26 protein-coding genes are annotated in these 24,437 nt (G+C 34.9%); 18 read left to right on the top strand and 8 right to left on the bottom strand.

All coding sequences use genetic code 11. The features are described 5' to 3' along the window. Positions 1-60: 60 nt before the first annotated feature. Entirely contained in the window at positions 61-2,832 is a 2,772-nt protein-coding gene (locus HCN53_RS03270) for a putative LPS assembly protein LptD (protein WP_167342013.1), read from the top strand. 9 nt (positions 2,833-2,841) lie between these two features. Here the strand turns inward: HCN53_RS03270 and ung are convergent, their stop codons facing one another. After that, on the bottom strand, positions 2,842-3,507 hold the full coding sequence (gene ung, locus HCN53_RS03265) for a uracil-DNA glycosylase (protein WP_167342012.1): 666 nt from the start codon (positions 3,505-3,507) through the stop codon (positions 2,842-2,844). 180 nt (positions 3,508-3,687) lie between these two features. Between ung and udk the strand changes: the two genes are divergently transcribed. From udk to HCN53_RS13150, 14 genes are all read left to right on the top strand, one after another. Further along, the gene (gene udk / locus HCN53_RS03260) at positions 3,688-4,296 is read left to right on the top strand and encodes a uridine kinase (RefSeq protein ID WP_042280226.1); all 609 of its coding nucleotides are present in this window, start codon (positions 3,688-3,690) and stop codon (positions 4,294-4,296) included. 19 nt (positions 4,297-4,315) lie between these two features. After that, positions 4,316-4,651 (top strand): FtsB family cell division protein, encoded by a 336-nt coding sequence (locus tag HCN53_RS03255; RefSeq protein WP_167342011.1) that lies wholly within the window; start codon positions 4,316-4,318, stop codon positions 4,649-4,651. Beyond that, a complete protein-coding gene (locus HCN53_RS03250; RefSeq protein WP_167342010.1) occupies positions 4,644-6,008 on the top strand; it encodes a methylmalonyl-CoA mutase subunit beta in 1,365 nt (454 codons plus the stop codon). The genes HCN53_RS03255 and HCN53_RS03250 overlap by 8 nt, the downstream gene beginning before the upstream one ends. Before the next feature lie 39 nt (positions 6,009-6,047). Then, a complete protein-coding gene (gene scpA, locus HCN53_RS03245) occupies positions 6,048-8,183 on the top strand; it encodes a methylmalonyl-CoA mutase (protein WP_167343238.1) in 2,136 nt (711 codons plus the stop codon). A gap of 417 nt (positions 8,184-8,600) precedes the next feature. Beyond that, a complete protein-coding gene (locus HCN53_RS03240; protein WP_167342009.1) occupies positions 8,601-8,873 on the top strand; it encodes a hypothetical protein in 273 nt (90 codons plus the stop codon). Positions 8,874-8,987: 114 nt separating this feature from the next. Beyond that, the gene (locus HCN53_RS03235; RefSeq protein WP_167342008.1) at positions 8,988-10,952 is read left to right on the top strand and encodes a DUF2075 domain-containing protein; all 1,965 of its coding nucleotides are present in this window, start codon (positions 8,988-8,990) and stop codon (positions 10,950-10,952) included. Positions 10,953-11,102: 150 nt separating this feature from the next. Next, positions 11,103-11,756, top strand: coding sequence for a hypothetical protein (locus HCN53_RS03230; protein ID WP_167342007.1), 654 nt, complete (start codon positions 11,103-11,105; stop codon positions 11,754-11,756). A 63-nt stretch (positions 11,757-11,819) separates the two neighbouring features. Continuing rightward, positions 11,820-13,094 (top strand): paraquat-inducible protein A, encoded by a 1,275-nt coding sequence (locus HCN53_RS03225; RefSeq protein WP_167342006.1) that lies wholly within the window; start codon positions 11,820-11,822, stop codon positions 13,092-13,094. A gap of 334 nt (positions 13,095-13,428) precedes the next feature. Continuing rightward, positions 13,429-13,686, top strand: a complete 258-nt coding sequence (locus HCN53_RS03220) for a hypothetical protein (RefSeq protein WP_240919382.1) — start codon at positions 13,429-13,431, stop codon at positions 13,684-13,686. Positions 13,687-14,025: 339 nt separating this feature from the next. Continuing rightward, positions 14,026-14,403: a nuclear transport factor 2 family protein gene (locus HCN53_RS03215; RefSeq protein ID WP_105019024.1), complete on the top strand. Its 378-nt coding sequence runs from the start codon at positions 14,026-14,028 to the stop codon at positions 14,401-14,403. An 11-nt stretch (positions 14,404-14,414) separates the two neighbouring features. Beyond that, positions 14,415-15,110, top strand: coding sequence for a hypothetical protein (locus HCN53_RS03210; RefSeq protein ID WP_167342004.1), 696 nt, complete (start codon positions 14,415-14,417; stop codon positions 15,108-15,110). Positions 15,111-15,193: 83 nt separating this feature from the next. Further along, the gene (locus tag HCN53_RS03205) at positions 15,194-15,520 is read left to right on the top strand and encodes a DMT family transporter (protein WP_167342003.1); all 327 of its coding nucleotides are present in this window, start codon (positions 15,194-15,196) and stop codon (positions 15,518-15,520) included. A 16-nt stretch (positions 15,521-15,536) separates the two neighbouring features. Next, on the top strand, positions 15,537-15,821 hold the full coding sequence (locus tag HCN53_RS13065; protein WP_240919381.1) for a maltose acetyltransferase domain-containing protein: 285 nt from the start codon (positions 15,537-15,539) through the stop codon (positions 15,819-15,821). After that, entirely contained in the window at positions 15,822-16,112 is a 291-nt protein-coding gene (locus tag HCN53_RS13150) for a DapH/DapD/GlmU-related protein (RefSeq protein WP_317168813.1), read from the top strand. It abuts the gene before it with no gap. On the opposite strand, the gene HCN53_RS03195 is transcribed toward HCN53_RS13150, so the two are convergent. Next, complete coding sequence (locus HCN53_RS03195) at positions 16,113-16,502, bottom strand: acyl-CoA thioesterase (RefSeq protein WP_042280216.1); 390 nt, start codon at positions 16,500-16,502, stop codon at positions 16,113-16,115. A 143-nt stretch (positions 16,503-16,645) separates the two neighbouring features. On the opposite strand from HCN53_RS03195, the gene HCN53_RS03190 reads away from it, so the two are divergent. Together HCN53_RS03190 and HCN53_RS03185 are read left to right on the top strand one after the other, a co-directional pair. Further along, positions 16,646-17,458 (top strand): TrmH family RNA methyltransferase, encoded by an 813-nt coding sequence (locus HCN53_RS03190; RefSeq protein WP_167342002.1) that lies wholly within the window; start codon positions 16,646-16,648, stop codon positions 17,456-17,458. A gap of 2 nt (positions 17,459-17,460) precedes the next feature. Further along, positions 17,461-18,699 (top strand): M48 family metallopeptidase, encoded by a 1,239-nt coding sequence (locus tag HCN53_RS03185; RefSeq protein ID WP_167342001.1) that lies wholly within the window; start codon positions 17,461-17,463, stop codon positions 18,697-18,699. Here the strand turns inward: HCN53_RS03185 and HCN53_RS03180 are convergent. The 4 genes from HCN53_RS03180 to HCN53_RS03165 all read right to left on the bottom strand — a co-directional run bounded on the left by HCN53_RS03180 (position 18,692) and on the right by HCN53_RS03165 (position 21,970). Further along, positions 18,692-19,735 (bottom strand): NAD(P)-dependent alcohol dehydrogenase, encoded by a 1,044-nt coding sequence (locus HCN53_RS03180; RefSeq protein WP_167342000.1) that lies wholly within the window; start codon positions 19,733-19,735, stop codon positions 18,692-18,694. The two genes, HCN53_RS03185 and HCN53_RS03180, sit on opposite strands and share 8 nt — an antisense overlap. A gap of 54 nt (positions 19,736-19,789) precedes the next feature. Then, the gene (locus HCN53_RS03175) at positions 19,790-20,887 is read right to left on the bottom strand and encodes an alkene reductase (RefSeq protein ID WP_167341999.1); all 1,098 of its coding nucleotides are present in this window, start codon (positions 20,885-20,887) and stop codon (positions 19,790-19,792) included. Positions 20,888-21,017: 130 nt separating this feature from the next. Continuing rightward, entirely contained in the window at positions 21,018-21,446 is a 429-nt protein-coding gene (locus HCN53_RS03170; RefSeq protein WP_167341998.1) for an Hsp20/alpha crystallin family protein, read from the bottom strand. A 113-nt stretch (positions 21,447-21,559) separates the two neighbouring features. Then, positions 21,560-21,970, bottom strand: coding sequence for a TerB family tellurite resistance protein (locus HCN53_RS03165; RefSeq protein ID WP_060522481.1), 411 nt, complete (start codon positions 21,968-21,970; stop codon positions 21,560-21,562). Between the two features lie 105 nt (positions 21,971-22,075). Here HCN53_RS03165 and HCN53_RS03160 point away from each other — a divergent pair, with 105 nt between their 5' ends. Next, positions 22,076-23,356 carry a DUF2254 domain-containing protein gene (locus tag HCN53_RS03160; RefSeq protein ID WP_167341997.1) on the top strand — a complete coding sequence of 427 codons (1,281 nt, stop codon included), beginning with the start codon at positions 22,076-22,078 and terminating at the stop codon, positions 23,354-23,356. On the opposite strand, the gene HCN53_RS03155 is transcribed toward HCN53_RS03160, so the two are convergent. Beyond that, entirely contained in the window at positions 23,353-23,793 is a 441-nt protein-coding gene (locus HCN53_RS03155; RefSeq protein ID WP_167341996.1) for a DUF2147 domain-containing protein, read from the bottom strand. The genes HCN53_RS03160 and HCN53_RS03155 overlap by 4 nt on opposite strands. A gap of 71 nt (positions 23,794-23,864) precedes the next feature. After that, entirely contained in the window at positions 23,865-24,428 is a 564-nt protein-coding gene (locus tag HCN53_RS03150; protein WP_167341995.1) for a chalcone isomerase family protein, read from the bottom strand. Positions 24,429-24,437: the final 9 nt, after the last annotated feature.

Here is a 24,437-nt window from a genome sequence, read left to right as displayed (position 1 = left end):
CTATCCTGCGGTATACATCCCTGTAATTAATTCATCTACCTACAAAATTTATACGTAGTTTTGGCGTTTCAAAAACAAGACTATTCTGTAACGAAATTACTAATAAGAAGATTGTACCATCCATTGAGGACACTTTTATTTTTCACCGTCTTTTTAACAGCTTTAAATTACAGCTGGAGCCAGGAATTACCTAGCTCCAACACGCCTATTCCAGTAAAGGAAGAACCAAAACCTGAAGAAGAAAAGGAACTTAAGGTTAATGCAGAAGACCTTATTAAACCACAAGACAGTACTAAAAAAGATAGTACCACAACTGAAAAGAAACCATTTTTAGAATATAAATTAGTTTCAAAAGCTAGTAGAAAGCGTATCGATAGACGTAACAATATTATTACACTCTATGATAATGCCATTATTGAATATGGTGATACCAAGCTTGAAGCTGGTAAAATAGTGATTGATAATAATACAGGTGATGTGTTTGCTTACGGGATTGTAAATGACAGTACTCAAGCCTATGAACAAAAACCTGTCTTTACTCAAGGAACTAATGTCGTAGAACCAGATAGCATCATTTTTAATAAGGATTCTAAAAAAGCACTTACCTATAATTCAAGGACTACACAAGGCGAGTTTAATGTATTTGCAGAGACTACTAAAAAAGTGAACGATTCTGTTTTTTACATGAAGCGTGCTCGTTTTACTACTTCGTCAAATCCTGATAATCCAGAATACTACTTTCTTGCTCAAAAGATCAAATTTGTTCCTAAAAAGAAAATTGTAACAGGACTTGTCAATATGTGGATTGCCGATGTTCCTACTCCTATAGGATTACCGTTTGCTTATTTTCCAATGACCGAGGAACGTAAAAGTGGAGTAATCGTTCCCAGCTTTGGTAACAATGTAAATCAGGGTTACTTTTTACAAAACGGTGGTTATTATTTTGCTATTAATGATTATGTGGATCTTACCGTATTAGGTGATTATTTTACTAATGGTAGTTATGGTTTTCGAGTAGAGAGCTCTTATGCCAAAAGATACAGCTTCAATGGTAATTTTAGATTTTCATACGAAAATCAGGTACAAAGTGAGCGCGGATTTTCAGACTTTAGAAAATCGACTATCTATAATATTAACTGGCAACACAGTCAGGATCCAAAGGCAAATCCAGACTCTAGATTTAGTGCTAGTGTAAACCTAGGTAGTTCTAGATTTTATAGCAATAGCTTTAACCAAATTAATCAAGCGGCTACCTTAAACAACAATTTTAGTAGTTCGATTAACTATTCTAAAACCTTTCAAGGAGAACCTCAGGTTAATTTTAATATAGGTGTAACCCATTCACAGTTAGTACAAACTGGTGAGGTAACCATGAACCTACCTAATTTTCAAGGAAGCGTTTCTCGAGTTTTCCCGTTTGCTCCTAAATTCGGTGCAAAGAAAGGGATTATCGAGAACATCAATCTACAGTATAATGTACGTGCTGAAAACCGAATCACTACTACTGACGAGGATTTTCTATCTGATAGAATGTTTGAAGGTGCGCAAAGCGGTATTCGACACACAATTCCAGTTGCTACTAACTTTAAGGTAGGTCCTTTTAGTGTTTCGGCAAATGCCAATTACGAAGAAACTTGGGTATTTCAAACCACTAAAACTACTGCGGTGATTAATGATCAAGGCTTAGCCACTACTGAAATTGATACGCTATCTGGTTTTGATTCGTATCGTACCTATAGGTATGGTGCTAGTGTAGGTACTACAATATATGGTTTATGGGAAAACAGCAATAAAAAGGGAAAGTATCAGGCTATACGTCACACGATAAGACCTAATATTTCGTATTCGGCAAATCCTAGTTTTGATCAATATTACGATCGTGTTCTTACTGAAAGCGGTCAAGATATTTTTCCTGAGGAACGATTTGCGAGCAGATTTGACCGTACCCTATTTGGCGCACCAGGACGCAACTTCTCTAGTTCAATAGGGATAGGTGTTCAAAATAATTTAGAGGCTAAGGTACGAGAACGAGACACCACAAAAACAGAACCTAGAAAGGTGCAACTTATTAAAAGTTTGAATTTTCAAACAGCCTATAATCTCGCTGGTGATAGTTTGCAGTGGAGTCCCATAAATATGAGTGCAGTAATTCCTATTACTAAAAAGATTGACTTAAACTTAAATGCTAATCTAGATCCGTATGCTCTAGACGCTAACAACCGTCGTGTAGATGAGTTTAATATCAATAACGGAGGTAGCTTGTTTAGATTAACCAACGCTGGAGCTCGATTAAACTTTACCTTGAGTGACAAGGACTTTACTCGCAGTGAGGACGATGAAGAAGATGATCTTGGTGATGAAAAAGTAGAAAATAGATCTTTATCTCAAGGTGGTCGCGAGGACGACCTCTTTGGAAAACCACTGGATTATGCCGAAAACTATAAAAACAAAAAGCAAGATCCAGAAGAAGTGAATGTTGACGAAAAACGTTATCGTTTTAAAATTCCGTGGCGTCTTAATATTGCTTATACGATGACGTATAATAATGCGGCAAGACAAAATGAAATCAACCGTCAATCTTTAATGGTGAGTGGTGATGTGGAATTGTCACCGCGCTGGTCTGTAGGAGGAAACACAGGTTATGATTTTGCAAATAATGGTATTTCATTCACGACACTACGATTCAATAGAGATCTAGAAAGTTTCAGAATGAGTTTTAACTGGACACCTATTGGTCCTAATCAATCTTGGTTCTTCTTTATTGGTATCAAGGCAAGCGCCCTTAGTGATATTAAATGGGATCAACGTCGTCAACCAGATCCTCAATTTTAAGTAAGCCTTTTAAAAATCAATAGGTTCTTTCATTTGCTCTCGTAAATACTGATTGCATTTTGAAAAATGTCGGTTTCCAAACCAATAACCTCTGTTGGCACTCAATGGACTAGGATGACCACTTTCTAGAATAAGGTGTTTCTTTTTATCGATCCATTTGGCTTTCTTTTTAGCATAGCCACCCCAAAGCATAAACACCACTCCTTCTCTTTCATCAGCTATTTTTTTAATTATAGCATCTGTGAATCGTTCCCAGCCTATTTTTTGATGACTACCAGCTTGTCCAGCTCTTACTGTGAGTACGGCATTTAAGAGTAGAACACCTTGATCTGCCCATCGTTCTAAATTACCCGATTTGGGATAAGGCTTTTGTAAATCGGTAGTTATTTCTTTAAAAATATTTATCAAGCTAGGAGGATGAGCAATACCATCAGCTACAGAAAAGCATAAACCATTAGCTTGTCCTGGTCCGTGGTAAGGATCCTGACCTATAATAACGACTTTAACCTCTTCAAACGGAGTGCGATCTAGCGCTGCAAATATTTTGCTTCCTGGTGGATAGCACGTGTGTTCCTCGTATTCTTTTCTCACATAATCAGTAAGTTCCTCAAAGTACGGCGCATCAATTTCCTCGCGCAGCATTTCCTTCCAACTAGGATCTAATTTAATGGACATAAAAAACGGCTTTAGGCTAAAATAAATCGCTTTATCGGTTCTTAAAAAGCTCGCCTTCATTTCTTATGAACAATTCCAAAAGAACGACTCAGAAATCTGTCAATAGTTTTTATCAAAGCACGTGTAAATTAACGTGGTCGTCACCTAACAAAATCCTATTTTTGCAAAAACAAAATCAACATGCTAATAATAGGCGTAGCAGGAGGAACAGGTAGCGGTAAAACCACTGTTGTACAACAAATGGTCCATGAATTCCCAGAGAATGAGGTTACTGTTATCTCACAAGACAGTTATTACAAGGACACTAGTCATTTGAGTTATGAAGAACGAGTAAAAATCAATTTTGATCATCCAGAAAGTATTGATTTTGATTTATTGGAAAAGCACATCAAACAACTGCGTAAAGGAATTACGATTGACCAGCCTATTTATTCCTTTGTAGATCACAATCGTACGGGTGAGACTGTTCCTACAGCTCCTAGCCAAGTTATAATTGTAGAAGGTATTCTTATTCTTACAATGCCTAAAATACGCAAGCTGTTTGATATCAAGGTTTATATAGACTGTGACAGTGACGAGCGATTAATTCGCAGGTTAAAACGAGATATTGTAGATCGAGGCCGCGATATGAACGAGGTGCTAGAACGTTATCAAAACACCTTAAAACCTATGCACCAACAATTTATTGAACCTACAAAGGCCTATGCCGATGTGATCATACCTACCAATCGTTTTAATAAAGTAGGTGTTAAAATTTTACGCACTATTATTGATCAAAAAATTGCGTAATTGCTTATTTTAGTGAGGTATGAATTGGAAATCCATCAAAAAGAATAAATACTACCAGTTTTTTAGCAACAAGTATGTGCTTATAAGCTTGTTTTTTATTGTGTGGATTCTATTTCTAGATGCCAATGCTTTGTTTACCTCTCATTATGAAATTGATAAGCAAATTGCCGAGAAAGAGCAAAATGCTGCCTTTTTTAGAAAAGGTATCAAACGCGACAGTGCACGCATCAGTCAATTAAGTACGCAAAAAGGTCTAGAAAAATTTGCTAGAGAACGCTACTTAATGAAAAAACAAAACGAAGAAGTTTTTATCATAGAACATCCAGACTCTGTTAAACAAAAAGAGAATGAGTAAATTATTTGAAGAATTTTCACCGGTTACCGCCAAGGAATGGAAACAAAAAATACATGTAGATCTTAAAGGTGCCGACTATAACGAGACCTTAATCACGCATACTGCCGAAGGTATCGATATCAAACCTTTTTATCACAGTGATGACGCCACTCCTATTCAAGTACCTACTCGTGCTACGCAAACAGGCAGCTGGTATATATCACAATCCATTTATGCAGGTGATGCCGCTGTAGCCAATGAAAAGGCTAAGGACGCTTTGTCTCGAGGTGCCGAAGGCGTACTTTTTATTATACCTAGCAACTCAATCGATATAGAAGTGTTGTTTAAGGATTTACACAGTGTAGGTATTCAAGTGCATCCACAGTTTTTGGACCTTGCGTTTTTAGAAAAATTGCAACAAGCACAACCTAAATGCTATGTTCATTTGGATATCATCAATCAATTAGCGAGTGACGGTAATTGGTTTGAAAACTTAAAACCCGATCATGAAAAATGGTTGGCTTTTCTTTTACAACATCCAGGTTATTTTTCAAATGTTACTGTAAACACTAGTTTGTATCAGCAAGCAGGTGCTTCTGCCGTGCAGGAACTGGCTTACTATATGGCTCATTTAAACGAGTATTTGAATCACCTAGAACATTATGATATGATATCCGCTTTCGCGAAAGCGGAAAAAAGAATCAACATCGATACCGCGATAGGCAGCGATTACTTCATGAACATTGCCAAATACCGCGCTTATCGATTAGTTACCAAATCTTTAGGTAAAGCCTATGGACTGGAGTTAGAAGCGTACATCACCGCATCGCCTAGCCTGCGTAACAAATCCTTATTGGATTATAACGTAAACATGCTGCGCACCACAACCGAGTGTATGAGTGCTGTATTAGGTGGCTGCGATACGATCTATAACCTACCGTATGACGCCTTTTTCAATAAAGAAAATGAATTTGGAACACGTATAGCGCGCAATCAGTTGCTTGTACTTAAAGACGAAGCTTACTTTGATAAAATTCACAATGCTGCCGATGGCGCTTATTTTATAGAAGACCTTACCAAACAACTAGCCGAGAAAGCCAATAACTTGTTTAAGGAAGTAGAAAAAGCCGGCGGATTTGTACAAGCCTTGTTTGACGGTACGGTGCAGCGCAAACTCAAAGAAAGTGATGCCAAAGAACGCGAGGCAATAGAAACAGGGCAAAGAGTTCTTGTAGGCGTAAATAAATACCCTAATCAGGATCAAGGAATGCAAGAGGAATACGAGCTGTATCCTTATGTAAAAACCAAACCTAGAAAAACACTCATCGCTCCTATCGTCCCTAAACGACTGGCAGAAGATTTTGAGAAACAAGCCTAATTGAAAACTGGAGTAAAAGCCTACTTACAGCACACACAAATGAAAAGAAAAGACCTTTCACAATTAGAAATAGATTTTAACGGCGACTCAAAAAAAGTGGCAAGCGCTGCGAGTTTTGACACTGCCGAAGGTATCGCCATAAAAACCAATTATTTACCCGATGATATTGATGATGTTGAACATCGTGATTTTGTAGCAGGAATAGCGCCCAACTTGCGTGGTCCCTACTCTACCATGTATGTAAGAAGACCATGGACAGTACGTCAATACGCTGGGTTTTCTAGTGCGACAGAATCTAATGCCTTTTATAGACGTAACCTCGCTGCTGGACAAAAAGGGTTGTCTGTAGCCTTTGACCTGGCAACACACCGTGGTTATGATAGTGATCACGATCGTGTAGTAGGTGATGTAGGTAAAGCTGGTGTTGCCATTGATAGTGTTGAGGATATGAAAGTCCTTTTTGATGGTATACCTTTAGATAAAATGTCGGTTTCCATGACCATGAATGGTGCTGTGTTACCGATTATGGCCTTTTATATTGTGGCCGCTATGGAACAAGGCGTGGATCAAGAAGACCTAGCCGGAACCATTCAAAATGATATTTTAAAGGAGTTTATGGTGCGTAATACATACATCTATCCTCCTACTCCTAGCATGAAAATTATCTCAGATATTTTTGAATACACTAGTAAAAACATGCCTAAATTTAATTCGATATCCATATCGGGTTATCATATGTATGAAGCTGGTGCTACTAGTGACCTAGAGCTAGCCTATACCCTATCAGATGGATTAGAATATGTGCGCAAGGGACTAGCCGCTGGACTGGATATAGATTCCTTTGCTCCTAGATTGTCCTTTTTCTGGGCGATTGGAATGAATCACTTTATGGAAATCGCCAAAATGCGTGCAGCGCGCATGCTTTGGGCTAAAATGATCAAACAATTTGAACCTAAAAATGCCAAATCACTTGCACTGCGCACGCACTGTCAGACCAGTGGTTGGTCACTTACTGAGCAAGATCCATTTAACAATGTAGCTCGTACCACGATTGAGGCTGCAGCAGCAGCCTTTGGTGGAACACAAAGTTTGCACACTAATGCACTGGATGAAGCCATTGCCTTGCCTACCGATTTTAGCGCACGTATAGCTCGTAACACCCAGTTGTTTTTACAAGAAGAAACAGGCATTACTAAAACGGTAGATCCTTGGGCTGGATCCTACTACGTAGAAAAACTCACGCACGAGATCGCTCACAAGGCGTGGCAACTTATTGAAGAAGTTGAAGAATTAGGCGGAATGACCAAAGCTATTGAGGCTGGTATTCCTAAAATGAGAATTGAAGAAGCTGCTGCTAGAAAACAAGCCCGTATAGATTCGGGAATTGATACTATTGTAGGTGTAAATAAATACCCTAGTCCCGACGAGGACTTGATTGATACACTCGAGGTTGATAATACCGCGGTGCGTAATGAACAAATAGAACGACTGTCACAAATACGTGCTAGTCGTGACGAGGCTGCAGTACAGAACGCCTTACAAGCACTTACACAGGCTGCAAAAACAGGTGAACACAATTTATTGGAGCTTGCTGTACAAGCTGCACAACACCGCGCTACCTTGGGTGAGATTTCTGATGCGCTGGAAAAAGAATTTGGCCGTTATCGAGCACAGATCAAGAGTGTACAAGGCGTTTATAAAAAAGAGATTATGAATGATCACGCTTTCGCGAAAGCGCAACAACTAGCAGACCAATTTGCACTAGAAGAAGGCCGTAGACCACGAATTATGATTGCCAAAATGGGTCAAGACGGTCACGATCGTGGCGCCAAAGTAGTCGCTACAGGATATGCTGATGTAGGTTTTGACGTGGATATAGGACCACTGTTTCAAACACCAGCTGAGGCTGCTAAACAAGCTGTAGAAAACGATGTTCACGTACTAGGTGTGTCATCACTTGCTGCTGGTCACAAAACGCTCGTACCTCAAGTGATGGAAGAACTTAAAAAGTACGGTCGTGATGACATCATGATTATTGTAGGTGGTGTGATCCCTAGAAAGGACTATCAGTTCTTGTTTGATGCTGGCGTGGCGGCAGTTTTTGGACCTGGAACCAAAATAAGCGATGCTGCAATTGATATCCTAAACCTACTGTTGGGTAATCACCCAGAATAAAGAACAATTTGTACAGGTGTTTTTTTACATCTATGCATGATAAAAGAGCTGTTTATTATAAACGGCTCTTTTTTTTTAAAACTGTATTGGTTATTGTTAAGAGAATGATTGTTTTCAACTAACTGTTTATAAGTGTTTTACAAGAATGTGATTGGATAAAAGGAAGATTCTGAAAATAAGATGCTAGCAAGGCTGATTGTTGAAATCCTGGTCAAAAAATACCCGTTTTGGGGTATTTTTATTTAACCAAAGTGTTATAAATTTGAGTTACCTAACAATGACCAACCTTCATGCCCTACACCATAAACTTGTTTTTGAACCTGTATATGTACCAGCAATTGTATAACGATTGCACCTTTTAAATGTATTAGTCTAAACAGTATCCAAAACCGTAGGAACTGAAGTAATTAAATTAAAATGAAAAGAAAAGTTATTGCCTTTGGCTTATTTACGCTAATGTTAATTTCCTTGAATTCCTTTGATAGCGATACTTGCGACTCAGGTTATACCGAAATAGAAAACAATGGCGAGACTATATGCATACCTGACTATTTAGTAGGTATTGAAACTAAAGAAGGAATGGGAACTACCTTTTACCACAGCAAAGAAGGAGTGATAGAATACAAAAATGGTATTTGGACCAATTATCTGGGAAAAGACATCACTGAAGTTATCGAGAAAACAAAATAACTGAGATAACAAAGGCTACAATAAAGCTAAGACACACTATAGAATTCAAAGTGTATTGTTTGAACTTGTTGTATTCGTTATCATTCATACTGTAATAAATACCATATACTTTTAATGAATAGATCCTATTATAATAACTCAATATTTGAATTTATAACGGAAGATAAAAATTCAATCCTAGGAAAATTAAGCTTGAATCATTCCAATAGACAATTAGAAGACCTACAAAAAAATGCATGGGTTAAACAAATCGAAATTTTAAAAGATCAACTATCTGGTTTAGAAGGTGAAATCTACTTTGAATTTGCAATTCCTCGAATGGGAAAACGTGTCGATAATATTGTAATTATTAAGGATTCAATTTTTGTTATAGAATTTAAAGTTGGAGAAACAGATTATGAAAATTATGCACAACTACAAGTATTAGATTACACATTAGATTTAAAAAATTTCCATGAAGGCAGTCATAATGCAAGATTAGTGCCTGTATTATTAGAAACTAAAGGTGCTGATAATGATTGTAATATTAAGAATGTTTTGGATCACACTGAAGTAGTTAAATCAAATAAAAGCAATTTAGCCTATAGCATAAATAAGTTTACAAAGAATAGAACGAAAATAATCGATTGTGTAAACTGGGAAATGTCACTATATAAACCTACTCCAACTATAGTAGAAGCTGCACAAGCTCTTTATAAAGGTCATAATGTTGAAGATATATCTAGGTCTGATGCAGGAGCTATAAATTTATCAAAAACAGCCAACTGTCTAAATAGAATTATAGAAGATTCTAAATCTAAAAATAAAAAGACAATTTGTTTTGTAACTGGTGTTCCTGGTTCAGGTAAAACATTAGCAGGATTAAACATTACCAATGAGAGAATGAATGCTGATGAAGATGAACACGCAGTATTTTTGTCAGGGAACGGGCCTTTGGTAGATGTTTTAAGAGAAGCACTAGCCAGAGACATAGTGTTCAATTCTAAAATTAATGGGACACCTATCAAAAAAGAAAATGCTAAAAGAAAAACAAATGCTTTTATACAAAACATTCATCATTTTAGAGATGAATATTTAAAACATCAATTTGAAGCGTTTGAAAAAGTAGTTGTTTTCGACGAAGCACAACGTGCTTGGAATAAAAAACAAGTAAGCTCTTTTATGAAAAGGAAAAGAGGCGAAGAAAATTTCGATATGTCTGAGCCTGAATTCTTAGTTGATGTTATGAATAGACACAAGGATTGGTGTACCATTGTTTGCTTAATAGGTGGTGGAAAAGAAATAAATACCGGTGAAGCCGGTCTTGAAGAATGGATTAACTCATTTCAGCGAAATTTCAAAAACTGGAATATACATTATTCAAATTTAATTATAGAAAGTAATAACTATATAAGAACAAATGAGCAAAGAACCTGGTTATTGGAAAATGCCAATTCCGAAAGAGAATTACATTTATCCGTTTCTTTAAGATCATTTAGGTCCGAAAAACTTTCAGCTTTTGTACACGAATTACTGGAATTAAATATTGATAAAGCAAAACATCTATATTCTGAAATTTATAATGACTTTCCGATATTACTCACAAGAGATTTATCTGTAGCCAAAAGTTGGATTAGAAATAATGCTAAAGGAACTGAAAGAACAGGTTTAATAGCCTCTTCTGGGGCTCGTAGACTAAGACCTTTGGGAATTGATGTTAAAAACGAAATATCCGCACCAAATTGGTTTCTAAACGGAAAAAAAGATATTAGATCTTCTTATTTTTTAGAAGAAGTAGCAACTGAATTTGATATTCAGGGCTTAGAAATAGATTGGTCTTGTTTAGCTTGGGGAGCAAACTTCTACTTAAAAGATAATACTTGGGAATATCAAAATTTTAAGGGTACTAAGTGGATGAAAATTAATAAAGAAAAAAGCAAAGAGTACTTAAAAAATACATATAGAGTTTTATTAACCAGAGCCAGACAAGGTATGATAATTTATATACCAAATGGCTCATTTAAAGACCATACCAGACCAAGTGAATTTTATGATTATACCTGGCAATATTTTAAAAATATTGGAATTAAAGAAATCTAAAAACGAAATATAACTTTAACTAAGCAATTGCTGGTTTCTGTATAATTCTGAAAATACAAGCAGATTTTCTGAATGGCATGTATTTATGATTTAGGTTATAAATCATACATATTAAGTTACAAAACAATTTAATTATATAAACAAAACTATATGAAAAAAAAAATACTACTTCTGATTTTTGCAGTCTCATTCTTTTCTTGTAATCAGTTGTCGGAAGAAGAACGATTAATTCATAACCAAAAAGTTATTTCAGGAATTGAAAGGAAAAAATCTGACCTAGATAAAATTTTGGCTAACATCGATGAGCAATCCAAAAAACTCTCGACCGAATTTGATGATGTTTATTCTTTTAAAATAGGACGTTCCTCTTCTACAAAACGAGCTCAAATTGCTGAACTTGAAAAAAAATCAAGGATAATTTATAATTATCGTTTAGATATTATTAACCTTAAAAATAAACTTGATGTTCTTCATAAAACTTTTGAATGGCAAGAAAGCCCAAAAACAGTTCTTGAAAAGTTATTTGAAATAGCTAAATACGGTAACTATAATCAAACAATCTTTCTTGTTGATCCTTATGATGAAAATGATAACAAGGTTGACAAAATTGCATACATTTCAGCGTATCCAGTAGAGGAAAAAGATGAGTTTATGCAAAATTTTAAATATGGTCGAATTATTGGGACTCCAATAATTAAAGAAAAGAAAGCAGAAATAGAATTTTTATTTGGACTAAACGCTGATTATAAAAGAACAATGAAATTAGTTAAACGAAATGAGAGTTGGTATTTGTCCAGTTATTAAGAAATAAATGCTAGTTAAATGTGTAGTTCACTCCACAGTATTTTTAAACTTTCTTAAGCTAAAATGAAACATTACTTATTAAAAATAACTTTGTGCTTGCTTTTTATATTTACGAGCATTTCTTCTTATAATTTGTACAATCTAGAAAACTTCAAGCGATCTTTAAAAAAAGACTTAATAGAATTATCAGATATTAAATATGGTTTGTTCAATGTTGATAAATGGAAAGACCAATTGGCCACAATCATTATAAACAGACTAGAGGAATTGAATTTAAAAGGAAAAGATAGAGAAGTAGCTGAAAAGAAAATTAAAAAACTGCTTTATGAGGTAATCGAAAATTTTGAGATCTCATATAAGAGGCAGAATAGAGAAAATTCTTTTTTTGGCATATCCTATGAAAATATTGGTGCAGATGTTTTTAATATTTTTGGAAGACTAAAACAACATGTTCCTGAGATTACGGACCAAATAATTAATTTTTTAGAAAAAGAAGAAAATCGAGAAAGTATTAAAGATTATATTCTTTTACAATTAGATAAGTATAGAAATAGTACCTTTCAAAAGGTAGACTACGAACAATTCAATTTAATATTATCAAAATACAGAACTGATAACAAAAATGATTGTTCAATAATTATAAAAAATTCGATAAGGAATTATAACAAACAAATTAATTCATTTCTTGTAGTTACTTTCATTTGTTACATGGTAATACTGTTATATACTTTATTGTCAAAGGAGCATTCAACTTTTAATTTCATAATATTTATAATTACTGCACTTCAATTTTTGCTCTTAGGGGTGCTTCTTCCAATGATTGATATTGATGCAAGAATAGGCATAATGGAATTTGAGCTTATTGGAGAAACAATATCTTTTAAAGACCAAGTATTGTATTTCAAAAGTAAAAGTATTGTAGAAATGTCGAAATTAATGCTTTCTCAAGAAAAATTCGAGGTCACAGTCGTAGGAATCTTAGTCGTGACTTTTAGCATTATTTTCCCTTTATTAAAAATAATTTCTAGTTTAGGATTGATGTTCCATGGGCAGTTAGTGAATAACAAAATGATTTCATTTTTAGTATTCAAAAGTGGAAAATGGTCAATGGCAGATGTGATGGTTGTTGCAATATTCATGTCCTATATAGGCTTTACAGGAATTATCTCTAGTCAACTTAATCAATTGGAAAAAATATCTAAGAGCTTAAATATTTTGACAACAAATAATTCTGAATTACAACATGGGTTTTATTTTTTCTTAGGATTTGTAATTTTAAGTATTTCGATTTCTCAATCGATAACTAATCTATATAAAGAGTCTTTAAATTATAATTAATTGAACTAAAACCGTTGAATTCGTTATCCTAAAATCTAATTATATTCTATTAAAATAAAGTTTGTAGGTCGTTTGTAGTACAAATAAAACCAGTAAACTAATCAAAAGCTGTTTGTAAGAAAGTTAAATCTAAGTATTTTAGACAGAGTCCTCAAATGGCAAAGTTATTTCTAAACATTACTCATGTTTTATATTATTATCCAAATTACGAACATAAACTCATTCTTGATATTTGAATAAAATTGAATTGGATTAGAAAGAAATACGATTATTTAAGTTACTTGTAGAGTTCATGGAAATTAAATACTGTTGGAGATGCAAAATGGAAGTTCCCATGTTAAATGAAAAAGAATATGTTATTGCTTCTAAATTATATACAAAAGGTTTTAAAACCCTGAGAGAAGGCAGGCAAGAACGTTTTAAAGAGTTGTTAGATTATTATAATGATTTAACCGGTTTTGGAGAAACTGAACCTAATGTAATTATGCATCATGCTATAGCTTTGTTTGGTCCAGATTGTGAAAACTGTGGAAAACCATATAGAACATCAAAAGCTAAATTATGCGTAGCTTGTGGAAACAAAAGAGACTAAACTAAGCAAAAAATGGACGTAACAGGAGCTACCTTGCTCTCCAGATCGACTTGTAGTTGATGATTAACGTGGTTCATAAATAGATAAGATATAAAATAATCAAAATTGAAAGTCTTAAAAAGAAATGTCCGTAGCTAACTTAGAATCATGTCGTCCAGCAGTCATTTCTTCTGTAATTGGTTATTATCAGCAGGCATTATTGCTTTGTATTACGCTTTCGCAATAGCGATATAGAACATCACTTCACTCCTACTTTTTTATTGAGATGTCGCGTTAGGCAGATACAATTGCCAGATGCCAGGTGTTGTACTTTGCTTATCTTTAGATTTAATTACTATTATGGATATTGAGAAAAATAAAGAAAACGCTATCGCTTTTTATAAAATGGCTTATCTAGGCAATCCGAGTAAAGCTGTGGAACTTTATGTAGGCGATACTTACATACAGCACAATCCACATGTGGTTGACGGTATCCAAGGTTTTATTGAATATTTTGAAAGAATGCAACAAGAGTATCCTAATAAAACTATTGAATTTGCACGTTGTATAGGTCAGCATGATCTGGTTGCTTTACATACGCATCAAGTATGGCCTGGTAATGATGAGTACGTGACTATGGATTTTTTTAGATTTGATAAGGATGGTAAGATTTGTGAACACTGGGATGCTATCCAACAAATACCGGATCAATTGGCCCATTCAAATACGATGTATTAATTAGGTGAACTATGAAATTGAATCTTGTATTTTGTTCTATATGCTTGGTAATAGCTTCTCTAAAAACATCCGTTTTTAATTTCCCTAATGACTTGAAACGTAATAATTTAAAGGGTTCTATTAAAAGTTATACTGAACATTCTTTAAATCATGCTACAAGTACTTCTTTTGAAGATACTTACCACTTTAATGAAGAAGGTTTTGTTACTCATATTGATCATTATAACTATAGGTATGTAGAGCAAGATTCTCTAGCACTAGGTGAAATAACCTACTTTGAAAAGGTTAGTAATACGGAGCGAAACTCTAAAACTATCGCCGTGGATGACGGACAGGTTTCTAAAATCAAAAAAGAAGTACTAGTCAATGATAGTACATTACACATTTACACTAAATCTATTACAACTAAGTATGAGCTAAAGACAATTCATACTTGGGATAAAGATTACAAAATCCTTTCCTCTACGACTACTGGTAAAAAATGGAACGATATGAATAATAGCTTGTACTCCAAAGTAGTTTTTTCTTATCGAGACAATCAACTTGTAGAAATGAAGGTAAGTAATGACAGTACACGTTTACCCTTTAAAAAATCCAAAGTAACCGAATCTGGAACTGATGAATTCGGCAATTTTTTAAAGCGAGAATATTTTGATTCAGAGGATGGTTTGCAACACACGGTAACAAGATCCTATGAATATTATTAGAATCGTATTTTCTTTTATGATTCTTCTCATTATTAGATTACTTTAATCTACAACCTGTTCGGAATCTATCGTATTTTTAATAAATGAAATGGATAATTTTAATCATCGCAGGATTATTTGAAGTGGCCTTTGCATTTTGTTTAGGTAAAGCCAAAGAATCATCTGGAACCTTAATGTATATGTGGTACGCTGGATTTCTCGTGGCATTATGTGTAAGCATGGGATTGCTTATTAAAGCAACTCAAAGTTTGCCCATAGGTACTGCCTACGCCGTTTGGACTGGTATAGGTGCTGTGGGAACCGTGCTAGTGGGAATATTTGTTTTTAAAGAACCTGTTACCTTTTTACGACTGCTATTTTTGACCACCTTAATTGCATCAATTGTAGGATTGAAAGTAGTTTCTCATTAAAAAACAGTACAAGGCTATGACAGAAAAAGAGAAAATGCTCTCGGGATTACCTTATAACTCGCAGGATCCTGAATTATTAGAACGATATTTTAAGGCTTGTGAATTACTTAGTAAAATCAATACATTAAATCCTCGTTTGATCGAAGAAAAGGCTGAATTACTCAGCGAGCTACTAGGAAACAAATATCCTGGTGTTTGGATTGAATTTCCATTTTACTGTGATTATGGCGAAAACATTTCTATCGGTAAAAATACCTTTGTGAATACCAATTGTATGTTTCTAGATGATAATCGTATTTAAATAGGTGATAATGTTTTAATAGCACCTTATGTTCAAATTTATACAGCTACACATCCTCTTAAAGCATCGGATCGTATAAAATCAAACAGTTCAAATAGTACTTACATCACCACTACCCAACCTGTCGTAATTGGTAATAATGTATGGATAGGTGGTAATAGCGTTATTTTTCCTGGTGTTACTACAGGTGATAACGTTACCATAGGCGCCGGTAGTGCAGTCAATAGGGATATTCCCAGTAATGTACTAGCTATGGGAAATCCTTGTAAGATTATTAAAAAATTGGAGTAATTAAGCTTTTAAACGATCCTTAACGTATTCAATTTTGGTTTTTCCATGAGGTTTTGGTGAACCGTCTTCACCTAAATTAACTAGAACAATATTTTCAATTGTAATAATGGTTTCCCTAGTCATTTTATTACGTACCTCACATTTAAGGTCTATAGAAGTACGACCAAATTTGTTAACCTCTAGACCTATCTCAATGATGTCACCTGGTTGAGCACTTGCCGTAAAATTAATTTCACTCATAAACTTAGTGACTACCTTTTGATTTTCGAGCTGAATGATTGCATAGAGAGCAGCCTCTTCATCAATCCATTCTAGTAATCTACCACCAAATAAGGTTCCGTTAGGGTTTAAATCTTCTGGTTTAATCCATTTACGAGTGTGAAAATTCATAGGCTTTAATTTGTAGTAAAGGTACATAAAACCACTAGCACGGGTTTTAAATACATGCGGTTGTTGACAAAAGTTTATGCTTAAACGTTTGAGTAGTCACACAGCTAGTTACAATCTCTTATTTTTGCATACATTCTACTTTTATGAAGCACATTACTAGTCCACACAACGCGTTGATACGTCAGGCAGAACAGCTGCAGCGTAAAAGCAAAGCACGTAAAAAGGAACAGCTGTTTCTTATAGAAGGTGCTCGTGAAATCACACTTGCCATTAAAGGTGGTTATCAGCTACAAACTCTATTGGTGTGTCCTGAAATATTTAACCAGCAAGAACAAGTTTCCAAGGAATTTGTACAGGCTCAACTTGGCGTGAGTAAGGATGTAGAACTAATAAGCGTAAGTATTGAGGTTTATGAAAAGCTAGCTTATCGCAGCGGTACTGAAGGTTGTATCGCTTTCGCGAAAGCGAAAACATTACAGCTTACTGATCTTAACTTACCAAACAATGCCCTTGTCCTTGTTGCTCAATCTATTGAAAAACCGGGAAACTTAGGCGCTTTACTGCGCACAGCAGATGCCGCTGCGGTTGATGCTGTTCTACTAGCAGATCCTAAATGTGACCTGTATAATCCCAACGTTATACGATCTAGTGTAGGTTGTGCGCTCACTGTACCAATTGCAAGTACTAGCACTAGTGAGATTTGTGAATTTTTAAGAATGAAAGAGATTGATCTATACGCTGCTACTTTACAAACTAGTATTCCATATCATACAGCCAGTTTTAAGAATTCCAGCGCTATTGCTGTAGGAACTGAAGCTACTGGACTTACAGACGAAATGAGAGATGCAGCCAAGGCAAACATCATCATTCCTATGAGTGGTGAGATTGATAGTATGAACGTATCAGTAAGTGCTGCCATTTTATTATTTGAAGCAAAACGTCAAAGAGATTTTTAATCATGACTCCAACAGTTTTATTTTATTGCATAATCGGTATTCTAGTATTTGACTTTTTACTGAATGAGGTTTTGTCCTTTCTTAATTATACTTGGTATTCAAAACCTATACCAGCAGTCCTGTCCGATGTTTATAAACAAGAGGAATACGAGAAGTCACAAGCTTATAAAAAGGAGCGCTTCAAATTTGGTACGTTAAATAGTTTCATTTCTATTGTTGGTATTTTGGTATTTATATTTCTAGATGGATTTGCCCTAGTAGATCAATGGTGTCGTAGTATTACCAATAATGAAACCGTGGTTAGTTTGTTATTTTTTGGCGTGTTGTTTATGGCTAGTGATTTACTTACTACTCCTCTATCCTATTACAGTACTTTTGTTATTGAAGAAAAATATGGCTTTAATAAAACCACAAAAAAACTATTTTTTCTGGACAAGATAAAAGGCTGGTTTATGACACTAATTCTAGGTGGTGGATTACTTACTGTTCTTATTCTTATTTACAATTGGGCAGATTCAAATTTTTGGTGGTACGCGTGGATCGTCATTTTTATCGTGAGTATATTACTTAATATGTTTTACGCCCGATTGATCGTTCCTATATTCAATAAACAGGCACCTTTGGAACAAGGTAGTTTAAGAGATAAAATATCTGAATATGCCAACCAAGTAGGTTTTGAACTTACTAAAATCTTTGTGATTGATGGTAGCAAAAGAAGTACCAAGGCCAATGCTTATTTCAGTGGTTTTGGAAGTGAAAAACGGGTGACCTTATACGATACGTTAATTGATCAATTAACTGAAGAAGAAATAGTGGCTGTTCTTGCACACGAGGTTGGTCACTATAAGAAAAAACATATTTTATACAACCTACTAGCTGGTACGCTTACCACAGGATTTACTCTATATTTATTTTCTCTTGTGGTGGACAGCGATTTGATGGCACAAGCATTGGGTGTTTCAAATTCATCATTTCACATAGGACTAGTAGCCTTTTTCTTGCTGTATTCACCTATATCTATGATTACAAGTATTTTTATGAACATCCTTTCGCGCAAATTTGAATATCAAGCCGATGCTTATGCAGTGCGTACTTATAAAGCAGCGCCTTTAATCACAGGATTAAAGACGCTAACTAAAACTAGTTTAAGTAATTTAACACCGCATCCGGCTGTAGTGTGGTTTCAATATTCACATCCTAGCCTGCTGCAGCGTATTACTGCCATGCAAAAGATTAATTAAGTGATGCCATATCAATAACAAAACGATATTTGACATCATTTTTTTGAACGCGTTCAAAAGCAGTATTTATTTCATTGATATCAATCATTTCAACATCGCTAGTAATATTGTGTTCTGCACAGAAATCAAGCATTTCTTGAGTCTCCGCAATTCCTCCTATTAAGCTACCTACAATACGTTTACGTCTTAAAATAAGGTTACCACCGTGGAAAGGTTCTAGCGGTTCTATGGCACCTACTAAACATACTGTACCGTCTGGTTTAAGCAGTTGTAAGTACGGATTTAAATCGTGACCTACGGGAATAGTGTTTAGAATAAAATCAAAGGTCCCAAAATGTTTTTTCATGTCCTCCTCGTCCTTTGATATAATAACACCATCGGCACCTAATCGTTTTGCATCTTGTGCTTTTTCTGGTGAAGTGGTAATCATATAGGTCTCGGCGCCTAGAGCATGAGCAAACTTAATTCCCATGTGCCCTAATCCACCTAATCCTACAACACCTACTTTATCTCCTTTCTTTACATTCCAATGACGCAAAGGAGAATAGGTAGTAATTCCAGCACAAAGTAGTGGTGCCACTGCTTTAGTATCCAATTTCTCTGAAACACTCAATACAAATTCCTCCCTTACAACAATGTGAGTAGAGTAACCGCCAAAGGTGTGTCCACCCAAGTGTTTATCCTTACTATTGTAGGTACTTGTGCTACCGTTTTCACAAAAATGTTCCATATCATCATTACATTGAGAACATTCTTGACAACTATCCACCATACAGCCTACTCCTACTAGATCACCTGCTTTGTATTTACTTACTTCAACACCTACTTCTTCTACTCTTCCTATGATCTCATGGCCAGGTACGATAGGATATTTTGCGTTACCCCAGTCGTTATTTTTGGCGTGAATATCGCTGTGGCATACACCACAATAAATGATTTTAATTTTAACGTCATTACTAAGTAATTCACGTCGTTCTATAGTTAAAGGTTCTAAATCTTTATCTGATGCGTGAGCACCATATGCTTGTACTTTCATAAAAATGTTTAAAGGATTTACGCTTTCGCGAAAGCGCAAAAATAAAATCAATAATTAGGATATAGGCTCCATTTTAGGATAATCTAGATAACCTTCTTTCCCTGGAGTATAAAGAGTATCCTGATCAACCTCATTCAAATCGGCATCCTGTTTAAATCGTTCCACCAAATCGGGATTTGCAACAAATGGACGTCCAAAGGCAATCATATCGGCTTTTTCATTAGAAAGATCCTTAATGGCAGTAGACTTATCGTATCCACCACAAAGAATATTGATTCCCTCAAATTTAGATTGCAGGCTTGTTCGTATATCTTCAGGTAGAGGATTTGCTCCCATTGCCTGATGATCGAGTAAATGAAGGTAAAGTAGATTCAAAGAATTGAATTGTGATACCAGGTATTCAAAGTCTTGTTTTTGAGATTCCCAAGGACCTACATCATTCATGGCACCATTAGGACTTAAACGCACTCCTACACGATCTGCACCTATAGCAGCTACGGTTCGTTTGGCAATTTCAAGAATTACCTTACTTCGGTTTTTAACACTACCGCCGTACTCGTCCTCTCGTTTATTAGAGGCTGGATTAAAAAACTGTTCTAGTAAATACCCATTTGCTCCGTGAATTTCTACACCGTCAAAATCGGCAGCGATAGCATTTTGAGCAGCCTGAACAAACTCTTCAATTACTTGTTCTATATCGCTTGACGACATTTCATTAGGTACTGGTATTTCTAGCTCGCCCTTGCCATCTACCCACATTTTTGTGTTTTCTGGAGCGATAGCACTAGGCGCTACAATTTTTGCATCATTGGGCATGTTATCTGGATGAGACACACGTCCTGTGTGCATGATTTGCAAAAATATTTTTCCTCCATTAGCATGCACTGCCTTAGTCACGGCACGCCATGCATCAATTTGTTGATCGTTATAAATTCCAGGTATCCTTGCATAGCCTACTCCATTAGGAGATGGAGATGTTCCTTCAGTAATCAATAAACCTGCAGATGCTCTTTCGCCGTAATAGGCAGCCATTATAGGTGTAGGAATGTGATCCTCGGTAGCACGACTACGAGTCATTGGTGCCATCACTATTCTATTTTTAAAGTCTTGTGCGCTGGTTATTTTGCTATAAAGTATATCACTACTACTCATATTCTTGTTTTAGGTTAAAGATAGTTGGCGTGTATTCTAGGTTCACCCAACTAGACGTTAAACTGATGCTAGTTCTATGTTAAAAAAAAAACCAGCAATACTGCTGGCTTTAAGCTACATCTTGATTTGATTACTTTAAAGTAATCATTCTTTTAGGCTGTGGTAAGGCTTCCTCTTTTTTAGGTAAACTTATAGTAAGAATACCGTTTTCATAATTAGCTTCAATGCGATCTTGATTTACTGTTTCTGGTAAATTAAAACTGCGCTTAAAAGATTTTTTAGAAAACTCCTTACGAGTGAATTGTTCTGTTTTTTCTTCTTTTGAAGTTTCAACTTCCGATTCAATTGTCAAGACATCCTGATCGATTTCAATGTTTACATCTTCCTTTTTAAATCCAGGAATACTCATTTCTAGTGAGAAAGCATTATCTGCTTCAATTACATTAACAGCAGGAATGAATGGCTTTTCATTAATAATACTACCACCATTAAAATCTTGATTAAACATTTCATCAATTAAAGATGGTAACCAGTTGTTAGTTCTTTTTGTAAGTGTCATATTTCAATTTTTTATTTATTCAACTTATTTGACCTGTGATAGGCAAATTGAATACCAATTGAAAAATAAGACAAAAAGACAGTTTCAGGCTGTTTTAAAATGCCATTGTGGCATTAGTTATAGTCTCTTGAGTGTATTTCTATGAGTTCACTAGCAGGAATGTCACCATTTGGATAGCGTTCCATCATTCTAAGTAAGGTGTCAATCGTCGACTTTCTAAAGCCATAAGTAAGACCTAGTTCATATAAAAATTGTAATTCTTTATCATCGACGTGACCATCAATATACATCATGATCATAAGACGATGAAAATGTACAATGCGTTGTGTAAAATCCTTAGGAGGTTTTTCAATTTGAGCAGATGGATTTTTAATCATGTCTACAACATCAACTTCTTCAAATCCTAGTCTTTTACCTACATTAAGGACAAAAGAGATTTCTTTACTATCTAATTTTCCGTCTCGATGAGCCATCAAGATAAGTTGGTTAAGTAAGTCTTTTTTAAGTGTTGTAGAATCGCCCATAATTTCTTTGTGTGGTAGCAAGGTATTAATTATTTGTGAAATATAATATGCATTAGCATAGCATTAACCTAGCTTAACCTAAAACCGACCTACATTTATAATCACATGAAAAAATTATTTACCAAGGTTAATTCGTTTTATAATATTTTGACCGGTAGTATAGCCTTCTATCCTACCTTTTATTCTATTCTGGCTATTTTTCTGGCTTTCTTCATGAAATATATTGAAACGGTAGATGCTTCTAAACAATTGATAGAATGGTTTCCTGGATTAGAAATAACTGATGTTGATACAGCTCGTAATTTACTTACTACCTTAATAGCTGGTGGAATAAGTATGCTAGTTTTCACCTTTAACATGGTGATGCTTCTACTCAGTCAGGCTGCGGCAAATTATTCTCCGCGTGTATTACCTAGTTTGATCTCAAATAGAAAGCATCAATTGATACTAGGAGCTTTTTTAGGAAGTATATTATACAACATTATTACTTTAATTGGGATTGATGAACCTACACAAAATCAGACTATTCCTATTTTAAGTGTTTTACTAGGCTTAACAGCAGCTATTATTTCGCTTGCGGCATTCGTATTTTTTATTCATAACATTTCTTCTAATATTCAGATAAATAATATTTTGAAAAATGTGTTTTCCAAAGCATTAAAACGTTTGAATAAAGTAATCGATTCTAATTACAAGGATGGTTCATTTTCTAACACCGATGATTGGATCACATTTAAAGCAAAAAACAGCGGTACGCTGCAAAATATTAGTATTTCGGGTCTCAAAAAGATAGCTAAAGAGCAAGATATCAAGATTAAGCTTTTACAGATAAAAGGTACTTACCTACTCGCTAATAGTCCCTTGTTTAAAATTAATAAAGAAATAGGCGAAAAAGTTACTGACGAGATTCAGGAGTATTTTTTATTTAGAGAACCTGAATTGGTAAGTGACAATTATGTTTTAGGTTTTAAGCAAATTACAGAAATTGCGGTAAAAGCTATGTCTCCTGGAATTAATGATCCAGGAACTGCTATTAATGCCATCAATTATCTTACACAGCTTTTTTGTGTAAGAATGAATAAACCAGATCTAGAACTATTAATTGAAGACGACAAGGAGTTAATTGAAATAAAAACGGTTTCTTTTGAAGAGCTTATTTATACTACTTGTGCAGCGCTGCGTACTTATTCTAGAAATGATGTAATAGTTTCCTTGAAAATGATGTCCATGTATGAACAATTGCTTCAAAATCCAGCTTCTAAGGAAGATTATTATAAGAGTATTCATAAGCAAGCAGAGCTTCTCATGCACGACTGTAAAGAACATATAGAGAATACAGGCGATCTTGAAAAGCTCCAGAATTTATATGAGAAAATTGCCTCCTAGAGTCTTTCCCAAGTTTGAGTTCTATATAAGAATAAAATGTAACCACGCACATTTAGTTTGTTCTCATCCTCTTCATCTAGCCAAAGTTTTGCTTTATAGGTTTTTCCATTTTCTGGATCTAGGATAGTACCATCTTCATATTCATCATCCTCCTTTTCAAAACTCTTTAATATCTCTAATCCAATGATAGGTGCGTCTTTTAAGTCACCGTCACAATTCTCACACAATGGTTTAGCAGGAGCATCTGGATCAAGAATCTTTACTACTTTGCCATAATACTTATTACCTTTTTTATAGATTTCTACATGGGATTTGACGATTCCTGTTTTATCGTCTATCGTTTTCCAAGTTCCAGTAATATCTTTTTCTTGAGCATTTACTTGCAAGACATTGAAAAAGCTCGTTAGTGATAACAATAGTACAAATGCGTATTTCATAGTTTTAATTTTTTAAATAAAAAAAGCTGTCTCAAATAGAGACAGCTGGAATATACAATAAGGTTGATGGATTACAATCCTAATAAACCTTCTTTTAACTCTTCATCTGCTGGATAATCACCTAACCAGATTCCAAATAGTCCTTTTTTAAAGTCTAATCCTGGAATGGTGCCTAGCTCTTTACCATTTTTTGACACTTTAGTTCCTTCACCTGGAATGTAAAACAATACAAACTCATCACCTTTTACGATTTCTTCATTAAAGAGAGCGATAAATTTTTCAATTTTACCTGAAAGGGCTTTGTATTCCTTACTAGAACAACTATTCTCAAAACCTTCTTCTATAGAACTTATCATGTTATCTTGAGTTACTAACTTACTCACGATATCTAATGTGATTGCCATTGATTGATCAGAACTTGTAAGTGTCTCACCGTCATCGCTTTTTTCAGTTACATAAAGTCCACCTACATAAAGGTCGATAAACACTTTTTCTCTTAAACCAGCACCGTTTAAGGTAAGTTCCTTACCGTACTTAGAAAGAGAACCTTCTACTTCAACTCCTTCTACAGTTTGTTGTGCTTGAGTAGTAAAGGTCATGAAAGCCGCAGCTAAAATAAAAATGTATTTTTTCATTGTATGTTG

The organism is Nonlabens sp. SY33080 (assembly GCF_011784885.1).
In the GTDB taxonomy this organism is placed as follows: Bacteria; Bacteroidota; Bacteroidia; order Flavobacteriales; family Flavobacteriaceae; genus Nonlabens; species Nonlabens tegetincola.
Note: the sequence above shows the minus strand (reverse complement) of the source record. Positions and strands in the feature narration are given on the sequence as shown.

What these genes read in the sequence shown, in the direction of transcription:
- HCN53_RS03190 (WP_167342002.1), top strand. Translation starts at nt 16,646, where the DNA reads ATGAAGCACATTACTAGTCCACACAACGCGTTGATACGTCAGGCAGAA.
- HCN53_RS03205 (WP_167342003.1), top strand. Translation starts at nt 15,194, where the DNA reads ATGAAATGGATAATTTTAATCATCGCAGGATTATTTGAAGTGGCCTTT.
- HCN53_RS03155 (WP_167341996.1), bottom strand. Translation starts at nt 23,793, where the DNA reads ATGAAATACGCATTTGTACTATTGTTATCACTAACGAGCTTTTTCAAT.
- HCN53_RS03235 (WP_167342008.1), top strand. Translation starts at nt 8,988, where the DNA reads ATGAATAGATCCTATTATAATAACTCAATATTTGAATTTATAACGGAA.
- scpA (WP_167343238.1), top strand. Translation starts at nt 6,048, where the DNA reads ATGAAAAGAAAAGACCTTTCACAATTAGAAATAGATTTTAACGGCGAC.
- HCN53_RS03195 (WP_042280216.1), bottom strand. Translation starts at nt 16,502, where the DNA reads ATGAATTTTCACACTCGTAAATGGATTAAACCAGAAGATTTAAACCCT.
- HCN53_RS03220 (WP_240919382.1), top strand. Translation starts at nt 13,429, where the DNA reads ATGTTAAATGAAAAAGAATATGTTATTGCTTCTAAATTATATACAAAA.
- ung (WP_167342012.1), bottom strand. Translation starts at nt 3,507, where the DNA reads ATGTCCATTAAATTAGATCCTAGTTGGAAGGAAATGCTGCGCGAGGAA.
- HCN53_RS03210 (WP_167342004.1), top strand. Translation starts at nt 14,415, where the DNA reads ATGAAATTGAATCTTGTATTTTGTTCTATATGCTTGGTAATAGCTTCT.
- HCN53_RS03230 (WP_167342007.1), top strand. Translation starts at nt 11,103, where the DNA reads ATGAAAAAAAAAATACTACTTCTGATTTTTGCAGTCTCATTCTTTTCT.
- HCN53_RS03255 (WP_167342011.1), top strand. Translation starts at nt 4,316, where the DNA reads ATGAATTGGAAATCCATCAAAAAGAATAAATACTACCAGTTTTTTAGC.
- HCN53_RS03180 (WP_167342000.1), bottom strand. Translation starts at nt 19,735, where the DNA reads ATGAAAGTACAAGCATATGGTGCTCACGCATCAGATAAAGATTTAGAA.
- HCN53_RS03225 (WP_167342006.1), top strand. Translation starts at nt 11,820, where the DNA reads ATGAAACATTACTTATTAAAAATAACTTTGTGCTTGCTTTTTATATTT.
- HCN53_RS03250 (WP_167342010.1), top strand. Translation starts at nt 4,644, where the DNA reads ATGAGTAAATTATTTGAAGAATTTTCACCGGTTACCGCCAAGGAATGG.
- udk (WP_042280226.1), top strand. Translation starts at nt 3,688, where the DNA reads ATGCTAATAATAGGCGTAGCAGGAGGAACAGGTAGCGGTAAAACCACT.
- HCN53_RS03150 (WP_167341995.1), bottom strand. Translation starts at nt 24,428, where the DNA reads ATGAAAAAATACATTTTTATTTTAGCTGCGGCTTTCATGACCTTTACT.
- HCN53_RS03240 (WP_167342009.1), top strand. Translation starts at nt 8,601, where the DNA reads ATGAAAAGAAAAGTTATTGCCTTTGGCTTATTTACGCTAATGTTAATT.
- HCN53_RS03160 (WP_167341997.1), top strand. Translation starts at nt 22,076, where the DNA reads ATGAAAAAATTATTTACCAAGGTTAATTCGTTTTATAATATTTTGACC.
- HCN53_RS03170 (WP_167341998.1), bottom strand. Translation starts at nt 21,446, where the DNA reads ATGACACTTACAAAAAGAACTAACAACTGGTTACCATCTTTAATTGAT.
- HCN53_RS03165 (WP_060522481.1), bottom strand. Translation starts at nt 21,970, where the DNA reads ATGGGCGATTCTACAACACTTAAAAAAGACTTACTTAACCAACTTATC.
- HCN53_RS03215 (WP_105019024.1), top strand. Translation starts at nt 14,026, where the DNA reads ATGGATATTGAGAAAAATAAAGAAAACGCTATCGCTTTTTATAAAATG.
- HCN53_RS03185 (WP_167342001.1), top strand. Translation starts at nt 17,461, where the DNA reads ATGACTCCAACAGTTTTATTTTATTGCATAATCGGTATTCTAGTATTT.
- HCN53_RS13065 (WP_240919381.1), top strand. Translation starts at nt 15,537, where the DNA reads ATGACAGAAAAAGAGAAAATGCTCTCGGGATTACCTTATAACTCGCAG.
- HCN53_RS03175 (WP_167341999.1), bottom strand. Translation starts at nt 20,887, where the DNA reads ATGAGTAGTAGTGATATACTTTATAGCAAAATAACCAGCGCACAAGAC.